The sequence below is a fragment of the Hanstruepera flava genome, from assembly GCF_023634025.1.
GTDB lineage: Bacteria > Bacteroidota > Bacteroidia > Flavobacteriales > Flavobacteriaceae > Hanstruepera > Hanstruepera flava.
Genome location: NZ_JALJCW010000003.1, coordinates 246,015 through 269,663, shown reverse-complemented (window position 1 = coordinate 269,663; position 23,649 = coordinate 246,015). Strand labels below are relative to the sequence as shown.

At 33.0% G+C, this 23,649-nt stretch carries 26 protein-coding genes; 21 read left to right on the top strand and 5 right to left on the bottom strand.

Going from position 1 to position 23,649, the window contains the following annotated elements:
• The first annotated feature begins 19 nt into the window (after window positions 1-19).
• The 19 genes from gcvH to tsaB all read left to right on the top strand — a co-directional run bounded on the left by gcvH (window position 20) and on the right by tsaB (window position 16,313).
• On the top strand, window positions 20-400 hold the full coding sequence (gene gcvH, locus MTX13_RS11355) for a glycine cleavage system protein GcvH (protein ID WP_250435192.1): 381 nt from the start codon (window positions 20-22) through the stop codon (window positions 398-400).
• Entirely contained in the window at window positions 372-776 is a 405-nt protein-coding gene (locus MTX13_RS11350) for a VanZ family protein (protein WP_250435190.1), read from the top strand. The genes gcvH and MTX13_RS11350 overlap by 29 nt, the downstream gene beginning before the upstream one ends.
• A 59-nt stretch (window positions 777-835) precedes the next feature.
• Window positions 836-1,555, top strand: a complete 720-nt coding sequence (locus tag MTX13_RS11345; RefSeq protein ID WP_250435188.1) for an energy transducer TonB — start codon at window positions 836-838, stop codon at window positions 1,553-1,555.
• A gap of 115 nt (window positions 1,556-1,670) precedes the next feature.
• On the top strand, window positions 1,671-2,465 hold the full coding sequence (locus MTX13_RS11340) for an energy transducer TonB (RefSeq protein ID WP_250435186.1): 795 nt from the start codon (window positions 1,671-1,673) through the stop codon (window positions 2,463-2,465).
• Window positions 2,466-2,577: 112 nt separating this feature from the next.
• Complete coding sequence (locus MTX13_RS11335; RefSeq protein WP_250435185.1) at window positions 2,578-4,677, top strand: gliding motility protein RemB; 2,100 nt, start codon at window positions 2,578-2,580, stop codon at window positions 4,675-4,677.
• A 59-nt stretch (window positions 4,678-4,736) separates the two neighbouring features.
• Window positions 4,737-5,630, top strand: a complete 894-nt coding sequence (cyoE, locus tag MTX13_RS11330) for a heme o synthase (RefSeq protein WP_262920479.1) — start codon at window positions 4,737-4,739, stop codon at window positions 5,628-5,630.
• A 2-nt stretch (window positions 5,631-5,632) separates the two neighbouring features.
• Complete coding sequence (locus MTX13_RS11325) at window positions 5,633-6,214, top strand: cytochrome c oxidase subunit 3 (RefSeq protein ID WP_250435183.1); 582 nt, start codon at window positions 5,633-5,635, stop codon at window positions 6,212-6,214.
• Window positions 6,215-6,260: 46 nt separating this feature from the next.
• Window positions 6,261-7,241, top strand: coding sequence for a cytochrome c oxidase subunit 3 (locus MTX13_RS11320; protein WP_250435181.1), 981 nt, complete (start codon window positions 6,261-6,263; stop codon window positions 7,239-7,241).
• A gap of 21 nt (window positions 7,242-7,262) precedes the next feature.
• The gene (locus tag MTX13_RS11315; RefSeq protein WP_250435179.1) at window positions 7,263-7,643 is read left to right on the top strand and encodes a cytochrome C oxidase subunit IV family protein; all 381 of its coding nucleotides are present in this window, start codon (window positions 7,263-7,265) and stop codon (window positions 7,641-7,643) included.
• Between the two features lie 62 nt (window positions 7,644-7,705).
• Complete coding sequence (locus tag MTX13_RS11310; RefSeq protein ID WP_250435178.1) at window positions 7,706-8,413, top strand: hypothetical protein; 708 nt, start codon at window positions 7,706-7,708, stop codon at window positions 8,411-8,413.
• The gene (locus MTX13_RS11305) at window positions 8,406-9,158 is read left to right on the top strand and encodes an SCO family protein (RefSeq protein WP_250435176.1); all 753 of its coding nucleotides are present in this window, start codon (window positions 8,406-8,408) and stop codon (window positions 9,156-9,158) included. Before MTX13_RS11310 ends, MTX13_RS11305 begins: the two co-directional genes overlap by 8 nt.
• 5 nt (window positions 9,159-9,163) lie before the next feature.
• The gene (locus MTX13_RS11300; RefSeq protein ID WP_250435174.1) at window positions 9,164-9,688 is read left to right on the top strand and encodes a DUF420 domain-containing protein; all 525 of its coding nucleotides are present in this window, start codon (window positions 9,164-9,166) and stop codon (window positions 9,686-9,688) included.
• 4 nt (window positions 9,689-9,692) lie between these two features.
• Complete coding sequence (locus tag MTX13_RS11295; RefSeq protein ID WP_250435172.1) at window positions 9,693-9,920, top strand: hypothetical protein; 228 nt, start codon at window positions 9,693-9,695, stop codon at window positions 9,918-9,920.
• A gap of 82 nt (window positions 9,921-10,002) precedes the next feature.
• Entirely contained in the window at window positions 10,003-10,704 is a 702-nt protein-coding gene (locus MTX13_RS11290) for an ABC transporter ATP-binding protein (protein ID WP_250435170.1), read from the top strand.
• A complete protein-coding gene (locus tag MTX13_RS11285; RefSeq protein ID WP_250435168.1) occupies window positions 10,697-11,926 on the top strand; it encodes an ABC transporter permease in 1,230 nt (409 codons plus the stop codon). The genes MTX13_RS11290 and MTX13_RS11285 overlap by 8 nt, the downstream gene beginning before the upstream one ends.
• A 1-nt stretch (window position 11,927) precedes the next feature.
• A complete protein-coding gene (locus MTX13_RS11280) occupies window positions 11,928-13,172 on the top strand; it encodes an ABC transporter permease (RefSeq protein WP_250435166.1) in 1,245 nt (414 codons plus the stop codon).
• Between the two features lie 22 nt (window positions 13,173-13,194).
• On the top strand, window positions 13,195-14,304 hold the full coding sequence (locus MTX13_RS11275) for an efflux RND transporter periplasmic adaptor subunit (RefSeq protein ID WP_250435165.1): 1,110 nt from the start codon (window positions 13,195-13,197) through the stop codon (window positions 14,302-14,304).
• A complete protein-coding gene (locus MTX13_RS11270) occupies window positions 14,297-15,631 on the top strand; it encodes a TolC family protein (protein ID WP_250435163.1) in 1,335 nt (444 codons plus the stop codon). Before MTX13_RS11275 ends, MTX13_RS11270 begins: the two co-directional genes overlap by 8 nt.
• A 4-nt stretch (window positions 15,632-15,635) precedes the next feature.
• On the top strand, window positions 15,636-16,313 hold the full coding sequence (gene tsaB / locus MTX13_RS11265; protein WP_250435161.1) for a tRNA (adenosine(37)-N6)-threonylcarbamoyltransferase complex dimerization subunit type 1 TsaB: 678 nt from the start codon (window positions 15,636-15,638) through the stop codon (window positions 16,311-16,313).
• Between the two features lie 9 nt (window positions 16,314-16,322).
• On the opposite strand, the gene MTX13_RS11260 is transcribed toward tsaB, so the two are convergent.
• From MTX13_RS11260 to MTX13_RS11245, 4 genes are all read right to left on the bottom strand, one after another.
• On the bottom strand, window positions 16,323-17,141 hold the full coding sequence (locus MTX13_RS11260) for a mechanosensitive ion channel family protein (RefSeq protein WP_250435159.1): 819 nt from the start codon (window positions 17,139-17,141) through the stop codon (window positions 16,323-16,325).
• A 71-nt stretch (window positions 17,142-17,212) separates the two neighbouring features.
• Window positions 17,213-17,581: a DUF1304 domain-containing protein gene (locus MTX13_RS11255; RefSeq protein ID WP_250435157.1), complete on the bottom strand. Its 369-nt coding sequence runs from the start codon at window positions 17,579-17,581 to the stop codon at window positions 17,213-17,215.
• A 36-nt stretch (window positions 17,582-17,617) separates the two neighbouring features.
• The gene (locus MTX13_RS11250; RefSeq protein ID WP_223034735.1) at window positions 17,618-17,818 is read right to left on the bottom strand and encodes a dodecin family protein; all 201 of its coding nucleotides are present in this window, start codon (window positions 17,816-17,818) and stop codon (window positions 17,618-17,620) included.
• A 64-nt stretch (window positions 17,819-17,882) separates the two neighbouring features.
• Window positions 17,883-18,785 carry a NifU family protein gene (locus MTX13_RS11245; protein ID WP_250435147.1) on the bottom strand — a complete coding sequence of 301 codons (903 nt, stop codon included), beginning with the start codon at window positions 18,783-18,785 and terminating at the stop codon, window positions 17,883-17,885.
• A 259-nt stretch (window positions 18,786-19,044) separates the two neighbouring features.
• Here MTX13_RS11245 and MTX13_RS11240 point away from each other — a divergent pair, with 259 nt between their 5' ends.
• The gene (locus MTX13_RS11240) at window positions 19,045-20,046 is read left to right on the top strand and encodes a PorP/SprF family type IX secretion system membrane protein (RefSeq protein ID WP_250435145.1); all 1,002 of its coding nucleotides are present in this window, start codon (window positions 19,045-19,047) and stop codon (window positions 20,044-20,046) included.
• A 64-nt stretch (window positions 20,047-20,110) separates the two neighbouring features.
• Here MTX13_RS11240 and MTX13_RS11235 read toward each other — a convergent pair whose 3' ends face one another.
• Window positions 20,111-21,265, bottom strand: coding sequence for a vWA domain-containing protein (locus tag MTX13_RS11235; RefSeq protein WP_250435143.1), 1,155 nt, complete (start codon window positions 21,263-21,265; stop codon window positions 20,111-20,113).
• Between the two features lie 229 nt (window positions 21,266-21,494).
• Here MTX13_RS11235 and MTX13_RS11230 point away from each other — a divergent pair, with 229 nt between their 5' ends.
• Window positions 21,495-23,648 carry a histidine kinase gene (locus MTX13_RS11230; protein WP_250435141.1) on the top strand — a complete coding sequence of 718 codons (2,154 nt, stop codon included), beginning with the start codon at window positions 21,495-21,497 and terminating at the stop codon, window positions 23,646-23,648.
• Window position 23,649 lies beyond the last annotated feature (1 nt).

Sequence of the window (23,649 nt, the reverse complement as noted above, 5' to 3'; positions counted from 1 at the left end):
CTCTTTTAATAAAAACATTATGAATATTCCATCAGATTTAAAATACACCAAAGATCACGAATGGGTGAGATTAGAAGGCGATGTTGCCGTAGTTGGTATTACCGATTTTGCTCAAAGTGAATTGGGTGATATTGTTTATGTAGAAGTTGAAACAGTTGATGAAACATTAGAAGCTGATGAGGTTTTTGGAACTGTAGAGGCTGTTAAAACAGTTTCAGATTTGTTTTTACCAGTTTCTGGAGAAATCATAGAATTTAATGAAGCTTTAGAGGATGAACCAGAAAAAGTAAACAGTGATCCTTATGGTGAAGGTTGGATGGTAAAAGTAAAATGCGCTGACACCTCTGATGTAGATGGCTTAATGTCTGCCGATGAATATAAAGAACTTATTGGTGCTTAAAAAACAAGCATTACTATTTTCAACCCTTTATACAATTGCACTATTAATATTCAGCTTAATTACTATTGATTTAGGCGGAATAGAGTCGTTTGCGCCTTCTTTTGGAGATAAAATATTTCACTTTTGTGCTTATGCGCTATTAACCTTTACTTGGTTTTATACTTTAAGTACACAATTTAATGTACAAAAAAGTAAAGCCATTGCTTATATTTCTGTAAGCGCCATACTTTTTGGTATAATTATTGAAGTATTTCAAAAAGTATTTACCAATACACGTTATTTTGATGTTGAAGATATAGCCGCAAATGTACTAGGTGTATTACTAACTGTATTAGTTTTATTATTTAACATAAAAAGAGACGTTAAAAAATATTAATCATTTGTTTAATTTCCATTTAATTGGTTATTTTAGCGAACAGTAATAAATTTATACTCATGGAACCGAAAAAAAACCCTAAAGCTAATGTTGGAAGAAACAGTTCGCTGTATTTTGCTATTGGATTAGTGTTAATGCTTTTTTTAACAAATTATGCCATTAACTTCAAAACTTACGACAAAACTGCAATCGACATTGGTAAGTTAAATTTAGATGAAGAGCTAGAGGAAGAAGTTCCAATTACAGAACAAATTGCTACACCTCCACCACCACCACCACCTCCTGCAGCTCCAGAAGTCATTGAAGTTGTGGAAGATGAAGAAGAAGTTGAGGAAACTGTAATTGAATCTACCGAGACAAGTCAGGAAGAAGAAATTGTTGAAGTAGAAGAAGTAGAAGTAGAAGAAGTAGAAGAAGACATAGAAGTTCCTTTTGCAGTTATCGAGAACGTTCCGGTTTTTCCAGGATGTGAAAAAGGTGATAACAATGCAAAAAAAGCTTGTATGAACGAAAAGATAAATAAGTTTATTGCAAAAAAGTTTAATACAGAACTAGCACAAGAATTAGGATTATCTGGTATTCAAAAAATTAATGTGTTCTTTAAGATTGACAAAAATGGAAATATAGTAGATATTCAATCTAGAGCGCCACACCCAAGTTTAGAAAAAGAAGCTAAACGTGTTGTAGGCTTATTGCCAAAAATGAAACCAGGAATGCAAAGAGGTAAAGCTGTAAGAGTTCCATATTTCTTACCAATTAAGTTCCAGGTACAAGATTAAAAATACCTTAAAAAGGTTACATATAAAATCCCGTTACAATTTCTGTAACGGGATTTCTTTTTTGGTATGCTTATTGTGTTTTTATCATAATATTAACAATTTAAACTATAGTATTATGATTTTTTCAAAGAAAAATCACGACATCATTCGGCAAAATGATAAAGTCGTGAAAAAACCTCACAAGCATGATGCAAATTTACAAAAAAACTCTGCCCTTTATTTTCAGGTAGGATTAATTCTGTGTCTATTATGTGCCTACGGATTATTAGAAATGAAGTTTTATAAATCCGAAATTGTAATTCCAGAATTCACAATGGTTGAAGAACCACAAACCGAATTCATAATGGATAAGTATGAAATTTATAAGGAACCTGTTGAAAAGGTTGTTGAAACTCCAAAAAAAGAACCTAAAAATCCAGAAGAGTTTGATGTGAGAAATAATGATTCAGAAGCGCAAGAAACTGCTGATCAAGTATTCACTGAAGACACTCCAAAAACAGATAAGGTTCTTAATCCAGATGACATAAACCCTGTTGATAAGCCAGAGGATCCATTGAATATTATGTTGGTAGAACAAGTCCCTATTTTCCCTGGATGTGAAGAAGCAGTTTCAAATTATGCTCGTAGGCAATGCATGTCTGATAAAATGGGTAAGTTTATTCAGAAGAAATTTGATACCCGAAAAGGAACCAATCTAGGTTTGTCCGGCGTTCAAAAAATTTATGTAAACTTCAAAATCAACAAGTTTGGTGATATTGAAATTTTGGAAACCAGTGCTCCACATGATAATTTGGCTAAAGAAGCCAACAGGGTAATTAACAAATTACCAAGTATGATTCCTGGTCAGCATGGAAATAAAAAAGTTGATGTACTATACACCATTCCAATTATTTTTCAGATTAAGAATTAAATAAAACAATTTCAATATTTTAAAGCCGTTATTGTAGTATCATGATAACGGCTTTTTGCTATGTAGCTAATCAAAAAAATAGTATCTTTCAGCACGAATAAACGCGTTTTACATGATTAAAAAAACATTTTGCGTATTACTTTTTTTAATAGGTTTCACCAGTGTTGCACAAAATAATTTATTTAACGAGAAACCACCAGTTTTTCCTGATTGCTTGACAGTTTCTACAGATTCTTTACAGCAATGTTTCGATTCACAAGTTTTTAAACACATCTTTAATAATTTCAAGGTTCCAGATGTGGTTTCAGAAAACAACTATAAAGGAGAGGTGGTTGTATTGTTTGAAGTGGATAAAGAGGGTGAGTTTCGAGTAATTTATGTGGACGCCATGTACAATGAGCTTAAAGATGAAACTAGACGTGTTTTTAATGAGTTTCCTAAAATAGAGCCAGCTACGTATAATGGTAATGCAACTTTTAAGCAATACTCTATGCCTATTCCAATTCCGTTAATAGACCAATCGGTAAAAACCAAAGATCTGTCAGAAGATGATGAGCTGACCGAATTGGAACAAGGGGCAAAAACAGAGTACGACCAAGTCAACCAAAGCCTCAAGCCTTTTTCTAATCGCGAGTATACCAGTCAATTAAATATTCCGTTTACACATAGCTATTATGCACAATTTGAACGTAGTGTAAATTTAGTGGGCACAAATAGCCATACAGGTTCTAAACCGTTTATTTATGAGGATATTGCTAAATATTATGATTTTGAAGCACAAAAGCAGGCTTTAATGAAAGACAAATCTTCGTTTGCGGGAAGAAAACTATGGAACGAGCGTTTGGTTAGGGTAGAAGGTAAGGGGTATTGGTTTACCATTGACCCTATTTTTGATTTTGAATTGGGAAAAGACACCGAAGCCGATTTTAATAATACCTATAATAACACTAGAGGGATTAATATTCAAGGCGGATTAGGCAAGCGATTTAGTTTTTATACTTCATTTTTTGAAAGCCAAGGACGTTTTGCGCAATATTACAATCAGTATGCCGAATCTATAAAAGCTGCTGATGAGGCTGCTATAATTCCAGGACGTGGAATTGCAAAAGCCTTTAAAGATAATGGTTACGATTATCCGGTTGCTGAAGCATATTTGTCTTACACACCAGCCGATTTTTTGAATATACAATTTGGTCATGGCAAGAATTTTATTGGAGATGGTTATAGGTCTTTGTTTATAAGTGATGCGGCTACGCCTTATCCATTTTTAAAACTAAACGTCAATTTTTGGAAAATAAAATACACTAGCACTTGGACATGGCTTCGTGATGTTAGGCCAGAGGTTGAAGAAGATGGTGCGTATTTACCAAAATATATGGCTACACATTATTTGAGTTGGAATGTATCTAAACGATTAAATGTAGGATTGTTTGAATCAGTTATTTGGAACAATGCCAATAATCGTGGCTTTGACGTTAACTACTTAAACCCAATAATTTTCTTTAGGGCTATTGAGTTTGAAACTGGTCAAGGAGCTGGTAACGCCTTGCTAGGGTTGTCGTCTAAATTTAAGTTAAACGATAACATGAATATTTATGGGCAGTTAATTGTTGATGAATTTTCAACTAGCGATGTTTCTGGTGGAGAAAAAAGCTGGAAAAACAAATTTGGCTACCAATTAGGGTATAAATATTACAATGCCTTCAAGGTTAAGAACCTAATGTTGCAATTGGAGTATAATCGTGTTCGTCCGTATACATACTCGCACAACACCATTGTATTGAATTATGGGCATAGTAACCAATCTATGGCGCATCTTTGGGGATCAAATTTTAGCGAACTTGTTGTTATTGGTCGCTATCATTATAAGCGTTGGTTTGGAAATGCCAAGTTAATTGTTGGTGAACGCGGTTTAGATTTTAATGATGGTACTGATAATTTCAGTTATGGAGGTGATATTTACAGAAATTACAACGACAGACCTTTTGATACAGGCGTAACAGTAGGTCAAGGAAACAACACAACCAGTTTGTTTGCCAACATACAAGCAGGATATCTTATAAATCCAGCAACTAATCTGAAACTTTTTGCTGATGTAACCTTTAGGGATTTTAACCCAGAAGTTGAAAACACAGCTACTAGAAGTAGTAACACAATTTGGTTTAACATTGGTATTCGAACGGACTTATTTAATTGGTATTTTGATTTGTAGTATTACACTTTTCAAGGTATCTTTGCGGTCGCAATAAACTGCGATAAATAAAAGAGCAATTGACTACTAAAAACCAGACAGTAACTTCTGTTTCATGGATAACAGATTTTAAAGAAATCACGAAGATGCGTTTGGCATTAAGCGTGGTGTTTTCTTCTTTAGCTGGTTATCTTTTAGGAGCCGAAACTATTGAAGTTAAAACGTTGGTGCTTTTGACTTTTGGTGGTTATTTCATGGTAGGAGCGTCAAACGCGTTCAACCAAATAATTGAAAAAGATTTAGATGCCTTAATGGACAGAACCAAAAATAGGCCAGTCCCTGCAGGTCGTATGTCTGTAACCACGGCTTTTATTATTGCATCAGTTTTTACGCTTCTAGGAATAATCATTCTATATATAATTAATCCGCAAACAGCTATGTTTGGGGCTATTTCAATTTTTCTATACACCTGTGTGTATACACCATTAAAAACCAAAACGCCTTTGTCGGTTTTTGTGGGTGCCATTCCAGGAGCCATTCCATTTATGTTAGGTTGGGTTGCAGCAACCGATGATTTTGGTATCGAACCAGGAACCTTGTTTGCTATTCAATTCTTTTGGCAATTCCCACATTTTTGGGCAATAGGTTGGTTTTTATTTGAAGATTATAAAAAAGGTGGCTTCTTTATGTTGCCAACAGGAAAACAAGATAAAGCAACAGCTGTTCAAACTATAATGTATACCGTTTGGACTTTGTTAGTATCGTTAATTCCGGCTTTTGGTATTACAGGCCGTTTATATTTAACGCCTATTTCGGCTATTGTCGTTGGTTTATTGGGCATAGGAATGTTGTATTATGCCATTCAGCTTTACAAGAAAATGACCGTTCAAGCGGCCAAGCAATTAATGTTGGCTAGTGTTTCATATATCACGCTACTTCAAATAGTTTACGTTTTAGATAAATTTATTAGATAACCATGGATTTAACCCAAGGAACCCAAGAAGAGAAAAATAACAGAGCAAAAAAAATGATGCTTTGGTTTGGTATTATTTCACTCATCATGTCATTTGCTGGATGGACCAGTGCCTTTGTTGTTAGTAGTAGCAGGCCAGATTGGCTTTCAGATTTTGAATTGCCACAGGCCTTTATTATAAGTACAGTAGTTATTATAATAAGTAGTTTAACATTTTTACTGGCAAAGAGAAGCTTAAAAAATGGTGATGCCAAAACAACTTCATTGTGGTTAATTATAACCTTTGTTTTAGGGTTAATTTTTATTTACAATCAATTTAAAGGTTTTCAGGAAATTATTGATTTAGGTTACAATTTTACAGGACCTACAAGTAATGTAACCATGTCCTATATATATTTAATAGCGATAATGCATATTTTGCACGTGGTTGTTGGGCTAATCTGCTTGTTAGTGGTAATTTATAATCATTTTAAACAAAAGTATAATACTTCGAAAATGCTTGGTTTTGAACTGGCAGCAACCTTTTGGCACTTTGTAGATTTACTTTGGGTGTATCTCTTTTTGTTTTTATATTTCTTTAGATAAATAAATTGATTATTTTTGTGCAACTTTTATAAACTAAACCTTAAATATGAGTACTACAGTTGTAAATACTGGAACAGAAGGTAAAACTTGGGGAGGCGGAAACGAACCGCTAAAAGCAAGTTACGGTAAAATGATGATGTGGTTTTTTATCGTATCAGATGCCTTAACGTTTTCAGGGTTTTTAGCAGCCTACGGATTTTCAAGATTTAAATTTATTGAATCCTGGCCAATAGCAGATGAAGTTTTTACCCACGTACCTTTTTTACATGGTCAAGAATTGCCAATGATTTATGTGGCGTTTATGACCTTTATTCTTATTATGTCGTCGGTAACAATGGTATTGGCTGTTGATGCTGGTCATAAAATGAACAAGACTAAAGTAACTTGGTATATGTTCTTAACTATTATTGGCGGTTTAATTTTCGTTGGCTCTCAAGCTTGGGAGTGGGCTACGTTTATAAAAGGCGATTATGGTGCTGTCCAGACAAAAGGCGGAAACATCTTACAGTTTGTTGATACCGATGGTCATCGTGTTGCTCTTGGTGATTTTGTGGTTGCTGAGCACAAAGATAGAACTGCCCATGAGCGCAAAAATGGATTATGGTTTGTAGATGAAGGAACTTTGCCAACTTATACAGTAGATGAAGTTATAAAAGGTTTAGAGTCTCATGAAAATGTGTTGGTTAGAACTCAAATAATTAATGAAGAAGGCGAAAAAACAGTACTTTCTCGAGCAGAATCTTTAAAACAAATTAAAGAAAATGGTAAAGCTGTTGTAGAAGGTGCTAATCTTTATGTGAATGAGTATGGTTCACCATTATTTGCCGATTTCTTTTTCTTTATAACTGGTTTTCACGGTTTCCATGTATTTTCTGGAGTTGTCATTAATATTATTATTTTCTTTAATGTCATATTAGGAACTTACGAAAAACGTAAAAGTTATGAAATGGTTGAAAAGGTCGGTCTTTATTGGCACTTTGTAGATTTAGTTTGGGTATTTGTATTTACATTCTTCTACCTAGTTTAATTTGAGATAATACTTTTAAAAATGGGACACGAACATAAATTAGAAATATTAAGAGGTTTAATTAAGTTTAAATCAAACACTCAAAAAATTTGGGGCGTACTAATATTATTGTCAATAGTAACGGCTGTAGAGGTTGTGTTGGGTATTTACAAACCTGAAGCTTTAATGACGCAAGTTCTTAGTATGAAGTTGCTAAACTGGATATTCATTATACTTACAATTGTAAAGGCTTATTACATTACATGGGATTTTATGCATATGCGTGATGAAACCAAAGCTTTAAGACGTATGGTAGTTTGGACTGCTGTATTCTTAATCTGCTATTTAGTATTTATACTACTACAAGAAGGAGGGTATATTGAAGGTGTTTACTCTTCAGGATTTGTTAAGAGAGACTTTTAATTAACACAATATTATAAAGAGATTAAGGCGGTTTTTAAACCGCCTTTTTTTATTTTTGCAGTATGAATAAAAAGCTCATAAAAAGAAACGTCATACTTGGTGTATTGTTCTTACTTCCAGTTATGTTTGTTTTAATTTTATCTCTATCAAAGGACAATTATAACACATTAGATGTTGTTAAGGAAAAAGTTGTTGAGTTGCCTGAAAACGACTCTAATATTCAACTTGAAGGGCATATTACCGTTTTAGCTTTTTTGGGAAAAAAACCTTTAGATAAAGTTATAGCAGCATCCAATCTGAAGGAGCTTGTTTACGATAAATTTAAAGGTTTTAAAAAATTTCAAATAGTAGCTGTTGTAACTTCAGAAGCCCACAAAGATGCAGAAGAGCTTTATAGGGAAATTGCAACTTATGAAGATTTAAGGTTTTGGCATTTTGTTTATGCAAATGAAAATGAGATTATTAAAACCTATAAGGGGTTAAAAACAGATTTCGAATTAGATTCCAATTTATCCACAGATAATGTGTTTATTATTGACACAGATTTAAACCAACGCGGAAGAATAGATGATAGAACAGATAATGAAAAAGCAAAAGGCAAACCCATTTATGGCTTAAATTCCTATAATTGTATAGAAGTTGCAGTAATTAAGAATAAAATGGGTTCAGAAGATTTACGTGTTTTGTTTACAGAGTACAGACAAAAGCGAAAAGGAAATTTTGATTCAACATCTAGAAGAGCTAACGATTTAAACGAAAGTAATGAGTAAAAAACAAAACTATTCATTTGTAGGTATTGCCTTTATAGTATTGGTATTCGGAATAATTTTTATTCCTAGAATTGTTGATCGTATATCAAATAGGGACACCGTTCGTAATGATAGTAGAAGTCAAAATGTAAGTACAGTTGAAGAAAGTAATACAGCATCAGATTTAGTTTTTTTAAATATAAATGGTGCGCCAAAAAAAGTGCCAGAATTTAGTTTTACAAACCAGGATGGTAAAATTATTACAGATAAAGACTATTTAGGTAAAGTGTATGTTGTTGAATTCTTTTTTACAACCTGTCCTACTATTTGCCCTAGAATGAATAAAAATTTGGTAGAAATTCAAGATGAGTTTAAAGATTTCGAAGATTTTGGAGTAGCATCATTTACCATAACTCCAGAAATTGATACACCAGAAGTATTGAAAGCCTATGCTGAAAAATACGGCATAACGAATTCAAATTGGCATTTAATGACAGGAGAGGAAGAAAAAATATATGAGTTAGCCAATGTAGGTTTTAATATTTATGTTGGGAGAGATGAAAGTGTAGAAGTAGGTTTTGAACATTCTGGAAATTTTGCCCTGATAGATAAAAATGGGTTCATTCGATCAAGAAAGGATGAGTTTGGGAATCCAAAGATTTTTTATGCTGGTATAATAAGTGAAGCAGAGCAAGTTGATGATGATGGCATGAAAGAAGAAATAAGTATGTTAAAAGAAGACATTGCCAAACTATTAAAAGAGTAATAGTAATGAATAAAGTAAGTGCAGAAAGTAAAAAGTATAATAAGTGGATTGTAGTGTTATCTATTGTAATCCCACTGGTAGTGGCCGCTTTATTTGGTGTAAGATTAGATATGGAATTACCTGTATTTTTACCGCCAATTTATGCCACAATTAATGCCATTACCGCTTTGGTTTTGGTGCTCGGATTTATTTCTATTATCAACGGGAAGCGTAAGTTACATGAAAAGTTAATGAAGTTTGCCATTATTTTGTCAGTTTTGTTTTTGGTAATGTATGTGGCCTATCACATGACTAGCGATTCAACACAATATGGAGGCGATGGTATTATGCGTTATATATATTTTTCGGTATTAATTTCTCATATTTTAATGTCCATTATAATTATACCGTTTGTTTTAATAACCTATGTTAGAGCCATTACAAACGATATAGAAAGACATAAAAAAATAGCACGATACACATTTCCGTTATGGTTATTTGTAGCTATTTCTGGTGTTGTAGTCTATATCATGATTTCACCTTATTATTAAAGTATTGAAAAAACTTCTCTTTATAGTATTTATCGTATTTCTTTTCAGCACACCTGCTGAAGCACAATGCGCTATGTGTCGAGCCGTTTTAGAAAGCGAAGAAGGTCAAGGTGTAGCTAAAGGAATAAACGATGGAATTATTTACTTAATGGCTGTGCCTTACATACTTATAGGCGGTTTGGGCTTCTTAATTTATAAAAAGTTTAACAAGGCTAAAAAAGGCAGACCTTAATTAATATTTACTTTTGTTGTAACATTTTTTCCTTTAAGTAGTCTAACTAATAACAAAAAGGGAAATAAACCAAAAGTAAATTATGCTAACCATAAAAAAACTGCACAAGTCTTATCCAATTGGCGATAGAAGTTTACATGTTTTAAAAGGAATAGATCTTTCAGTAGAAGAAGGCGAAATGGTTGCCATTATGGGATCATCAGGATCTGGTAAATCAACCTTACTGAATATTATTGGAATGCTTGATGAGGCCGATGAAGGTGAATATATTTTAGATGGTGTTACCATTAAGAACCTAACTGAAAAGAAAGCAGCTATTTACAGAAATAAATTTTTAGGATTTATTTTTCAATCGTTTAACCTTATCAATTATAAAACGGCTCAAGAAAATGTGTCCTTGCCACTATATTATCAAGGGTTAAAACGTAAAGAGCGACAAGAAAAATCTCTTTTTCATTTAGAAAAAGTTGGACTGCGCGATTGGGCAGACCATCATCCCAGTGAATTGTCTGGTGGGCAAAAGCAGCGTGTGGCTATAGCCCGTGCTCTGGCTGCAAATCCTAAATTACTTTTGGCCGATGAGCCTACAGGAGCATTAGATACCAAAACCTCCTACGATATTATGGCTTTCCTACAACAGTTAAATGATGAAGGGAAGACACTTTTAATTGTAACCCACGAAGAAGATATCGCTAATATGTGCAAACGTATTGTGCGCCTAAAAGATGGTGTGATAATGGAAGATGTTAAAGTAGATCAAGTTAGAGCAGAGCAGTATGTTTGATAGAGACCTTTGGCGGGAAATATTTCAAAGTATTAATAAAAACAGAACTAGAAGTTTACTGTCTGGTTTTACTGTTGCATTTGCCATATTATTGTTTGCCATATTGTTTGGCTTGGCTAAAGGTTTAGAAAATACGTTTGCCGATGCATTTGTTGACGATGCAAACAATTCTATTTTTATTTATTCCGGGCGGACTACAAAAGCACATAAAGGGCTTCAGGCTGGTAGGCGTATTCAATTTAAGAATGAAGATTACGACTATTTAAAGGAAGATTTTGGAGACGATGTACAGTATATTACCTCGCGAATTTACCGAAATGTAACAGCTTCTTTCAGAAACGAAAAGGACAATTATTCGGTGCGAGCAGTGCATCCCGACCATCAGTACCTTGAGAAAACCTTAATGAAGGAAGGTCGCTATATCAATCAATTGGATATTGATAATGAAACCAAAGTTGTAGTAATCGGTCGTTTAGTAGAAGAAGATTTATTCTTAAAAACAACAGCTCTTGGTAAGTATCTTAATATGAATGGCATTCAATTTAAGGTCGTAGGTATTTTTACAGATGATGGAGGCGATAATGAAGAACGTTTAATCTATATGCCTGTGTCAACTGCTCAACGCATTTATGGTAACAATGATTATGTTGATCAAATAAACCTGACTTATAACCCTGAAATGAACTTTGATGAGGCCATTTCCTTTGGTCGACTTATTACCGATAAAATGAAAGATCGTTTTGATGTTGCTGATGATGATCAAAGAGCCATTCGTATTCAAAATATGGCTGAAGGAACTAAAGCAGTCGGGCAAATGACATTTGCTTTAGGAATTATAATTTTAGTAATAGGATTTGGAACTTTAATAGCTGGAATAGTTGGTATTAGCAATATCATGATATTTATTGTAAAAGACAGAACAAAAGAGCTTGGTATTCGTAAGGCATTGGGTGCATCACCACGGTCCATAGTATCCATTATTTTATTGGAGTCAATTTTAATTACAGCAATAGCAGGATATGTAGGATTGTTAATGGGAGTTGGTGTCTTAAAATTAGCCGAACCTATGCTGGAAACCTATTTTATTAAAGACCCTGGAGTTAGTACTACACTTATTGTTAGTGCTACCATAACCTTAATTGTAGCGGGAGGAATTGCAGGATATTTACCAGCTAAAAAAGCCTCGCGTATTAAACCAATAGTAGCCTTAAGAGACGATTAGTATGTTTAAGTTTTTATTTGAAAGAGATACTTGGCAAGAAGTATTTGATAGTCTTAGCAAAAACAAATTGCGTTCCATATTAACTATGGTAGGTGTTTGGTGGGGAATTTTGTTACTGATAGCTTTATTGGGTTCTGCACGTGGTTTAGAAAATTCATTTAATAGGCTTTTTGGAAGTTTTGCAACAAATAGTGTTTTCATTTGGGGGCAAAGTACAAGTAAACCTTTTAAAGGTTTTCAAGAAGGTAAGCGTGTTAGATTGTCATTAACTGATGCCAAAAAAATAGAGGAAAATATTGAAGGCATTGAATTTGTCATCCCAAGAAATCAAAACCAAGCTTTAGTAGTGCGACGCGAATTGTCAGGGACTTTTGGTATTAATGGAGATTATCCATTGTTAGATAAAGTACAGAAAGTAAACTTAATGCATGGCCGATTTATCAATCAAAATGATATTGATAATAATAAAAAGGTCGCCGTAATTTCTGAAAGTATTTACAAACAGGTTTTTGAAAAAGACGAAGAAGCTATAGGAGAGTTAATTCAAATTAATGGCATGAACTTCATGGTTATTGGTTTGTTTGAAGATTCCAATATTAATATGGGACCACGAACCGAGATTCATATTCCGTTTACAACGTTTCAGCAAATCTACAATCAGGGTGACCAAATTGGATGGATGATGATTACTGGAAAACCTGAATATGATATTAGGCAAATTGAAGAAGACTCCAAATTAATGCTTAAAAACTTAAATAAGATTCACCCAAAGGACAAACGTGCTTTTGGCAGTTTTAACCTAGGAAATGAGTTTGCTAAAATGACAGGATTTTTAACAGGCATGCAATTTTTAACTTGGTTTGTTGGTATTGCAACACTTATTGCAGGAGTTTTTGCCATTGGAAACATCCTTCTTATTACCGTTAAAGAGCGAACTAAAGAAATTGGTGTTAGACGGGCTCTAGGTGCTACACCGTTTGAGATTAAAAGACAAATTGTTGTAGAAGCCGTTAGCTTAACACTAATTGCTGGTTTCTTTGGAATAATAAGTGGTGGCTGGATTTTAATTGCTTTAGATTCGGCTTTTGGTCAAGGAGACGACGCTACAATTGTAAATGCATCCGTATCAATAGCTGTTGTTTTTGTAGCCGTTGTCATATTGGTAATACTAGGAACATTAATAGGTTTAATACCTGCGTTTAAAGCGACGAGTATTAAACCAATAGAAGCCTTAAGAGAAGAATAGAATAATCAATCATAATTTTAAAATGAACAAAACAGTAAAAATAATCATTGGTATAGTACTTTTAGTGCTATTTGTATGGGTAATAAAATATTTTAAAGACTCAAATTCCAAAGAAATTGAAGAGTTTAAAGTAGAAGAACCTTTTTACACATCTATTAATACCAAAGTGGTAGCCACAGGAAAATTAAATCCTGAAGAAGAAATTGAATTAAAGCCTCAAATTTCTGGAATAGTCGACAAAATTTTAGTGGAAGAAGGTGATATTGTAAAGAAAGGAGATCTTATTGCAAAAATTCGTGTGGTACCAAACGAGCAGACTTTAGTTAGTGCTCGTAGCCGTATTAACACAGCACAATTGTCTTATGATAATGCCAAAATACTTTACGATAGAAATAAAGCATTATTTGAAAAAGGCGTGATTTCAAAACAAGATTTTGAAAATAGTGAACTGTCGTTTAATCAAGCCAAAGAAACTTTGAGACAAGCTCAAAATGACTTTCAAATAATTAAGCAAGGATCATTATCTGGTGGCAGTTCAGCAAATACAAACATCGTTGCGCAAATACCTGGAACAGTTTTAGAAATTCCAATTCGTGAAGGAGACCAAGTAATTGAAAGTAACAACTTTAATGCAGGAACAACTATTGCTACTGTTGCAGATATGAGTAAAATGATTTTCGAAGGAAAAGTTGATGAGGCCGAAGTTGGAAAGCTAGAAGAAGGGAAAGAAATTATTGTGGTTTTAGGCGCTATCAACCAACAAGAGTTTCCTGCTAAATTAACCTTTGTAGCACCAAAAGGAATTGAAGAGAATGGAGCAGTGCAATTTACCATTAAGGCTGATGTTCAGGTAGAACAGTCAACTAAAATAAGAGCAGGATATAGTGCAAATGCTGAAATAGATTTAGAAAGCAAAGACAGTATTTTGGTTGTAAAAGAGTCATTGTTACAATTTAACAGAATCACCGAAAAACCTTATGTAGAGATATTAAAAGAAGATGGCACTTACGAAGAGAAATATGTTGAAACTGGAATTTCAGATGGTATAAACATTGAAATAAAAGAAGGTGTAAGTGAAGGCGATAAAATTAAAGTGTGGAATAAAGCATCAAAAGATAATGAAGATGAATAACATAAGAATTGTAATATTTTTTGTTACTATAGTATCATCCTGCCTAAACTCTTTTGCCCAAGAACAAAAAGTATGGACATTAGAAGAGTGTGTGAATTACGCTATAGAAAATAACATTTCAGTGCAACAAGGTGAGAATACCTTGTTAATTAATGAGCAAGATGTAATTGCTAGAAACGGAAGCAGATTACCTTCATTAGATTTTAGTGGAAGACAAGGTTTAACATTAGGAAACCAAGAAATATTTCCTGGACAATTTGTTGATCGAACAGCTAATAGTACCAGTCTAGGGATTAATGTAAATCAAACTATTTTTAACGGTTTTAGGTTAACAAACTTGTATAAGCAATCCCAATTAACTCTAGAGCGTAACCAATTGGAGTTAAATAGAATTAGAGATAATATTTCTTTAAACGTAGTAAATTCATATCTAAACGTATTGTTCAATAAAGAGAATTTAGAAGTTGCGCGTGCTCAATTAGAATTCACTAAAAAACAGCTTGAGCAAACTAAAGAGTTGGTGGATGCGGGCTCACAACCCAGAGTAAATGTTTATGACGTGGAGGCTACTTTAAGTAGCGATGAGCAGAATCTAACAGTAGCTGAAAACAACTATAATTTGGCTATTTTATCTTTATCTCAGTTATTGCAATTACCTTATGAAGGATTTGAAGTTGAAATTATTGAGATTGATAGCCCGTCTGCAGCATTAATGTATAATGACATTAATCAGATTTTAGATTATGCATTTGATAATCGTTATGAAATTAAGGTGGCTGAAAAGGACATTGAAAGTGCAGAGTTGAGTACTGAAATTTCAAAAAGCGGCTTCCTTCCTATTGTGTCATTTAATTATGGATTTGGTACAAATGTGTTTTATACCAACTTAAGAGATGACGAAGCATCATTTGTTGATCAGTTAAACGATAATAAATCACAAAGCTTTGGTTTGAGTTTAAGGGTTCCAATTTTTTCTCAATTTCAAAACAAAACAGCTGTTGCACAAGCGCAAATTCGTGAGGATAATGCTAAGTTGAATTTAGAACAAGCTAAACTAGATTTGGAAAGTAATATACAAAGAGCTTTTACAGATGCACAGGCGGCTTTAAAGGCCTACGAAGCTGCTAAAAAATCAGTGGCAGCTCAAAAATTGGCCTTTGAAAATTCTCAAGAGCGCTATTCACTTGGTGATATGAATTCTTTTAATTTAGAACAATCTAGAATTCAGCTCATAAATGCTCAATCACGTTTAATAAATGCGAAATATGATTTTGTGTTTAAAACAAAAGTGTTAGATTTCTATTTAGGAAAACCTATAACCCAATAAGTACGTGTCAATACTATTAAGTATAGAAACAGCAACAACAAATTGTTCAGTCTCTCTTTCAAAAGAAGGAGAGACTTTTGCATTACTAGAAGATTATAATAACAATTACTCTCACGCCGAAAGATTACATGTGTTTATTGAACAAATTCTTCAAGAAAATAATATTCTAAAATCTGATTTAGCAGCCATAGCTGTTAGTAAAGGCCCAGGTTCATACACTGGATTGCGCATAGGAGTTTCTGCGGCTAAAGGCTTGTGTTTTGCTTTAGGAATACCTTTAATAGCAGTTCCTACTTTAGAATCTTTAGCTCATCAGGTAGTTATTAAAGAAGGCATTATTATTCCGTTATTGGATGCTAGACGCATGGAAGTGTATTCGGCAGTTTATCAAGCAGATTACAATACCATTCGTAATACAAGAGCCGAAGTTTTAACTGAAGAAATTTATCTAAATTATTTAAAGGAATCTCATGTGTACTTTATTGGAAACGGTGTAGAAAAAGCCAAAGAGATTATCAAACACGACAATGCCTTTTTTGTAGAGGGGAAACTGCCATCCGCAAACGAAATAAGTGCAATAGCTTATAATAAATACAAAAAAAACGACATCGAAGATGTCGCTTATTTTGAACCGTATTATTTAAAAGATTTTGTGGCTTTAAAGCCAAAGCCTAAATCGTGATAATAACAATTATTCTTTGTGAATTTCTACTTGATGTGGATAAGGTATTTCTATACCAGCAGCATCAAGCGCTTCTTTTGTTTGTTCTGTAACATCAAAGTAAACATCCCAATAGTCTTCGGTTTTACACCAAGGTCTTGTTGCAAAATTAATTGAGCTATCTGCTAATTCCATTACCGTTACAGCAGGAGTAGGCTCTTTTAGTACTTTAGGATGTGATGTTAAGACATTCATAAGTACTTCTTTTGTTTTCTTAATATCAGAATCATAACCCACACCAAATACCAAATCTACACGTCTTGTACCTTCTGTAGTATAATTTACAATGTTACCATTAGATAAAGCACCATTTGGAATAATAATTTCTTTATTAGATAAACCAGTAAGTTTAGTTGTAAAAATTTCAATTTCTTTTACAACACCTATTTCGCCTTGAGCCTCAATTAAATCACCAATTTTAATAGGCTTGAAAATCATTAATAAAACACCACCCGCAAAATTACCTAAAGAGCCTTGCAGAGCTAAACCAACAGCTAAGCCAGCTGCAGCAATTACAGCGGCAAATGAAGTAGTAGGAACACCTAGAGTTCCAAGAAGGGTTATTATTAATAAAATTTTTAGGGCCCAAGTGCATAAGTTTAGTAAGAATTTTTGAAGACTTTCATCATAATTGGCTTTGGCCATTATTTTTCTAGTAGCTCCAATGATCTTTTTTATAAGCCAAGAACCAATAATCCAAATAACTATTGCGCCAATAACTTTTAAGCCGTATGTAGTAATGAAATCCATGGCTACTTCAGTCCATTTTTCTAAATCAAGATTTTCCATATTTATATTTTTGGTTAATTAATTGATTAACAAAGGTAATAAAGAGAATAGAAACTAAATTGATTTCTATTTTAAAAAATAAAATTGTAAAATATTATGGAGAGTAATGTAATTATTGCAGGTACAGATTGAATATAAAAAAGTTTAATTTTTTGTGTTGAAAAAGCACCATAGATGCCTGCAATAACAATGCAGCTCAAAAAAAATATACAAACGATTTTACTTTTAATAAGAATAGAAAATATTAAACCAACGGCCAAGAAGCCATTATATAATCCTTGATTGGCAGCCAGCACTTTAGTTTCTTCAGCAAAATCTTTAGATTTCAATCCAAAAGCCTTAATACCTTTAGGTTTTGTCCATAAAAACATTTCTAAATACATAAAATAAAAATGTTCAATTGCTACTAGTATTATTAGTATGATTACAAGATATTTCATAATAAAAAACGCTCATTCAAGAGCGTTTGGAATTAATTATTTGACTTCGAATGTAATTTTAAGATTAACTCTAAATTCGGTTACATCATCACCATTGACAATAGCGCTTTGTTCTTTTACGTAAACCGATTTAATATTATTTATGGTTTTTGATGCTTCTTTCACTGCTTTTCTGGTGGCATCCTCCCAGCTTTTATCAGAATTAGATAAAATTTCAATAACTTTTAATACTGCCATAGTTTTAATTTTTTTAAGATTAAATAATAGCAATAAGATATGAAAAATAATAAAGAAAAGCGAGTTAACCGTTTATGGCTTCAACAGTTTCAACTTTACCTTTTAGCATTTCCTTTAACATGTTTTCAATACCATTCTTTAATGTAAATGTTGATGAAGGACAACCGCTACAGGCACCTTGAAGCACAACTTTTACAGATTTGTCGTTGGGGTCGTAAGATTGAAACATAATATTTCCACCATCACTTGCTACAGCAGGTTTTACGTATTCTTCTAAAATGTTTATGATTTCTTTTGATATATCGTCGTACGCTTCAAAAGTTTTGTCGAGTTCTTCGGATGTTTTTTTTAAGATTTGTTGAGCTTGAGGGTCAACGATGTCTTTTCCTTGTGCAATAAAGTTTCTAATATGTTCGCGAACTTCCATGGTTACGGTATCCCATTCAGCAATATCATATTTGCTGACAGATAAATAATTGTCTTCAATAAAAACACTTTTAACAAACGGGAAATGAAACAATTCTGTTGCAAGTGGCGAAAGTTTAGCCTCTTCAATAGAATTAAATTCGTATGTCGCCGTTACTAGTTTTTTATTAGCTACAAACTTTAAAACCGATGGGTTTGGAGTGCTTTCGGCATATAACGTTACAGGTACTTTTTTAACGGATTCCGCTTCGGTTATAACAATGCCATTATTATTTAGGTAGTCTTCAATTTGTTGTGCCACTTCTTCCTGAACATCTTTCCATTCTACAATGTTATAGCGTTCAATTGCAACAAAATTACTGGAGATATATACTTTTTTTACAAAAGGTAAATAGAATAATTGTTGTGCTAAAGGCGAGTTTTTTGCTTCGTCTATATTATTAAATTCAAAGCTTTGGTGGTTGGTAATAAACGCATTGAGCTCAAATTTAATTATGGTATTATTTGAGGTTTCTTGAATAGAAACAGTATAGGTTTTCATAGCTAAATACTTTGTGCAAAAATACTAAAAGATTACTAGAGAGTTCAACTATTTACACAATCTATTTAAACTATTTTAAAAAGGATTTTTTTAATCCTTTTTAATTTGATATTTTGCAAGCTTTAACTATATAAATTGAGTGATAAAAAGTAAATTTTATATATTTGGTCGCAGATTTATAATTTTATTATAAAATCAGAGTTTATATAGGGTAAGGAATAAGATTTTTAGCGTGCCTATCTACCTTGAAATACATACTATGAGAATAAAAAGGTTTTTTTTAATAGCTTTAGTTGCCTTGTTTTTTCAACAAGCAAATTCACAGGAAGGACTTCCTATCTACACAGATTATCTGACTGATAATTATTACTTGTTATTTCCATCAATGGCTGGTGCTGCAAATTGTGCTAAGATTAGAATGACAGGTAGACAACAATGGTTTGGTGATGAGGATGCCCCAAAATTATTAACAATTAGTGGCAATGGCCGAATTGGAGAATCTAATTCTGGAATTGGGGCCATTTTTTATGCCGACAAAAATGGGTATCACTCTCAAAACGGTGCTTACGTTACCTATGCGCATCATTTAATGTTTTCACGTAGTGAGACCGATTTAAATATGTTATCGTTTGGATTGAGTGTAGGAGCCATTCAATATAAATTGGATGAAACAGCATTTTTAAATGAATTACCAGATAGAATTATTGCTGGTATTGAGCAAAGTTCTACAAATTTTAATATGGATTTTGGCTTTTCTTATTTCTTATATAATTTCTATGCACATGCTGCCGTAAAGAATTTATTAAAGAATGATGGAATTAATAATGATATTGAAATTACAAGTAATTTAAGACGCTTTTTATTTTTAACAGGTATTGTTTTTGGTAAGCAAGGTAGTGAATGGAGTTATGAGCCATCGGTCATGTTTCAATATAGAGATGGGACTCAAGAATCATTTTTTGATGTTAATGCCAAAGTTTACAAAGAAATGGATTTTGGAAAACTTTGGGCTGGATTATCTTACCGAAGAAGTTTAGATGGTGCTGAATATGTAGATGGAGGAAGTGTAACCACACAAAAATTACAATATGTATCTCCTTTAGTAGGTGTTAACTTTAACAATTTTATGTTTGCATATACGTATGCCTACCAAGCTAATTCTGTAACATTTACAAATGGTGGTTTTCATCAAATTACATTAGGTTATAACTTTAGCTGTAGAAAGGAACGTTACCACTGTAACTGCCCTGCGGTTAATTAATCAAGAGCATATTTCATATAAAACAAGCGCCTTATAATTAAGGCGCTTGTTTCTTTTTCAGCAATTATTCCCATTGATAATTTTTCAGTGAAGCTTGTTTTTTTACAGCTTCAATCATAGCATTCTCTAATAGGTTTTCTTTGTCACGAGATTGTTCAGCTATAAACATTTTACGCTTTAGGTTAAGCTCTTGAATCTCATTTTGTATGGTTTCACGTTCTTGGCGTTTTTCAGCTAAATATGCTTTAATTTCTTTTTTTGATTTTCCTTGAAGCTCGATTGGCAAATCGGTTTGTTTGAATGTGTCATAATTAAAAACACCTTCTTTTTCGGCATCTACTAAATCCCATGTAGCATTATTGTATAAATGTGAGCTTTTACTTACTGTTCTACTAACCGCATTTGCTTCGCTATAACCTCTGGCATTGCTGTCTTGTTCTACCTGTAAAGCCATTTTTTGTCTTCCAGATTTTCCATAAGCAATATAGGTTTGGTTTAATTGCTTGTTGAGGTTTAATATTTTATCGTCATAAGGTGATGCAATATGCACAGTAGCTTGATTATGATTTATGGCCATATAATTTCCTTTAGCCAAATCGGCGCCCTCTTTCCAATAACTGGATATACCTTGGTTATAATCGCCACAGAAAATAGTGTTGACACTAACATCTTTTTCCAAAGCATTGGTAATGGCATCTTTATAGCTTACTGGACCTTGCGTGAAAGGTTCGTTTCCAGCAATAAAAATTAGTTTTAAATCATTTTGGTTTGTTCCCCAATTTAATTGCTTTATAGAGGTGTCTATTACATGACCACAAAACTCATTACCGCCATTAGTAGTCAGAGAAAATAAGGCTTTGGAAATCTCATCTAAATCTGAAGTAAATGGAATAATTTGTCTAATATAACCTTCTAGGCTGTTTAAATTGTCATTGCCATATTCATATAGAGCAATTTGTAAATTAGGTCTAACTTCTTCGCATTTAGCATAGGATAACTCATTAACAATTTCCCAGAGTTGTGCTTTAGCTTGATCAATCAAACCATCCATACTATTACTGGTGTCTAAAAGTAAAGCCACTTTAATGGTTTGCTTTTTAGTTTTAGTAATTGACTTTAAACTTTTAAGTTTTTCAGTCTTAACGTTTGGGTTTGCTTTACTAGTCAGTATTCCAACCATACATGCACAAATAATAAGCACTTTTAAAATAGTTTTCATAAATAATAATTTAGATTAATGAATAAGGGTTGGAATAGTATGCTGTAAAAAAACGAACAACTTTCCTATTAAAAAATCAACAATGAGTAAGTGAATGGTTTGAATGAGTAAACCGGATTTTTGATTGTGTAAACGCATTAATTTTAAACGGTTTTAGGTTGAAAATCTATATAAGGCATTTTATTATAAGGTCTAAAGTGTGTATGTTTATACAATTATAAATTTGCTGATGACAACTTTTATACAAAGAGCATTTATTTTAATATTGGTTATTAGTAGCCAAATAATTCTTGGGCAGAAACTAGGTGGAGATCCTGCGTTTACCGTAAGAGGGTTTATTTATGATAGTGAATTGCAAAAACCAGTTTCAAATGCTAACATAGAAGTAAATGGTGGCGCCTATACAACTACAAATGGTGCTGGTGAGTTTAGAATAAAGGTAAAGTATGGTGATGAACTTGTTATAAAACATAAGGATTTTGAAACGGTTTACTATACTATTAAAAATCAGGAACGTATACGTGTTGAGGTTCGCCCTTATCGCTATTCTAACAGAGCGAAAGTTAATGATGAGCCAGATATAGCATTTAATTCGTTGATAGACTCGGCGTTAGTTTATAAAAAAACCGATTTAGAAAAAAGTATTCAATTTGTTACCGATGCTTTGGCAGAAAGCCGTTCAGGAAAAGAAAATGCTGAAGTCTATGAAACACTAGGCGATATTTATTTGCATTGGAATCAATATGACATTGCTGTAACAAATTACCGTATAAGCTTGCAGAGCGTAAACTCTAATGATGTGCAACTAAAATTAGGTCATGCCTATGCTTTAAATAAAAATTATCAAGAGAGTATTTCGGTTTATAAAAATATTCCTAAGGATGGCCTTTCTAACTGGCAAAAAGTTGTCCTGCACGAAGGTTTAGGTGATACTAATTATAGTATAAAAGAATTTGATAAAGCACTAGACAATTATAAAAAAGGGTTAGACATTGCAACAGAGCATTTAATAAAACCAAAAGTTACCGATCTAAATTCTAAAATAGCCCAAACTTATGATGCGCAAGGCGAACAGGATGCAGCAGAAGGTTTTTATGAAAGCTCGTTAAACCTGGCTTCTCAAGAAAATGAAAAACGGGCTTTAGAAGAAAAAGTTAAAGTCGCCGATTTCAAGAACAAAAAAAGTGATTTTACAGATGAAATTGAATTACGTAAAGAAGCCATCAAGGATATTAAAGATATTGAACTCGATTCTGTAATTGGAATAGAAAGTGCTTTAACGGTCCAAAAACAAAACTATAAAATTGGTAACGCTTATTATTTAAAAAAGGATTATGACAATGCTATTACCTATTTGGAAAAAAGTATAGAAGAAGCGAATACCAAGAATGATTTAGTTGTTGAAAAAGATGCCAAACGTAAGCTATCTGAAGTTTACAGTAGTGCTGGCGATTATAACAAAGCTTTAGAAACGTATAAGGAGTATACCGAGTTGGTTGAAGCATTATACGTTAAAAAGGAACAAGAAATTGTTAGAGCTGCTAAATTGAGTCGTGATATAAGTAATCAGCAGAATAGAATAACCAGTTTAGAAACCGATAGGCAATTATCACAAAGTAAATACCAACTTACAACCGAACGCAATAAACGGCAACAGTTGGTTATTTATTCGCTAATTGGTGGTTTAATATTGTTGTTGGTAACGGCTTATTTTATGTATAAATACATCAAACAGCAACGATTGGCCAATAATTTACTAGCCCTAAAATCGTTGCGAAGCCAAATGAATCCGCATTTCATTTTTAATGCGCTTAATTCGGTTAATAGTTTTATTGCTTCAAGCGATGAGCGTACGGCGAATAAATATTTGTCAGATTTTTCATTTCTTATGCGAGCGGTTTTAGAAAACAGCGAAGAAGATTTTATTCCGCTAGAAAAAGAATTAGAATTGTTACAGTTGTATACCAAATTAGAGCATTTTCGTTTTCAAGATAAGTTTGATTATCACATAACGGTTAATGAAGATGTTAATGTTTCGGCTTATCAAATTCCACCTATGCTATTACAGCCTTATATAGAAAACGCGGTTTGGCATGGCTTACGTTATAAAACTGAAAAAGGTAAATTAGAAATAACAGTTGCCAAAAAGAGTGCTTCTGAAATCACCATAACCATTATTGATGATGGCATTGGAAGAGCACGTTCTAAAGCTTCTAAAACAGATAACCAAAAGAAGCACAATTCAAAAGGGATGAGCAATATTAAAAAGCGCGTATCTATCTTGAATAACATGCATAAAGATAAAGTTGATGTGTTTATTGAGGATTACCAAACCGAAGGCGATACAGGAACCCAAGTGGTCGTAACTTTAAAAAAAGATTAAT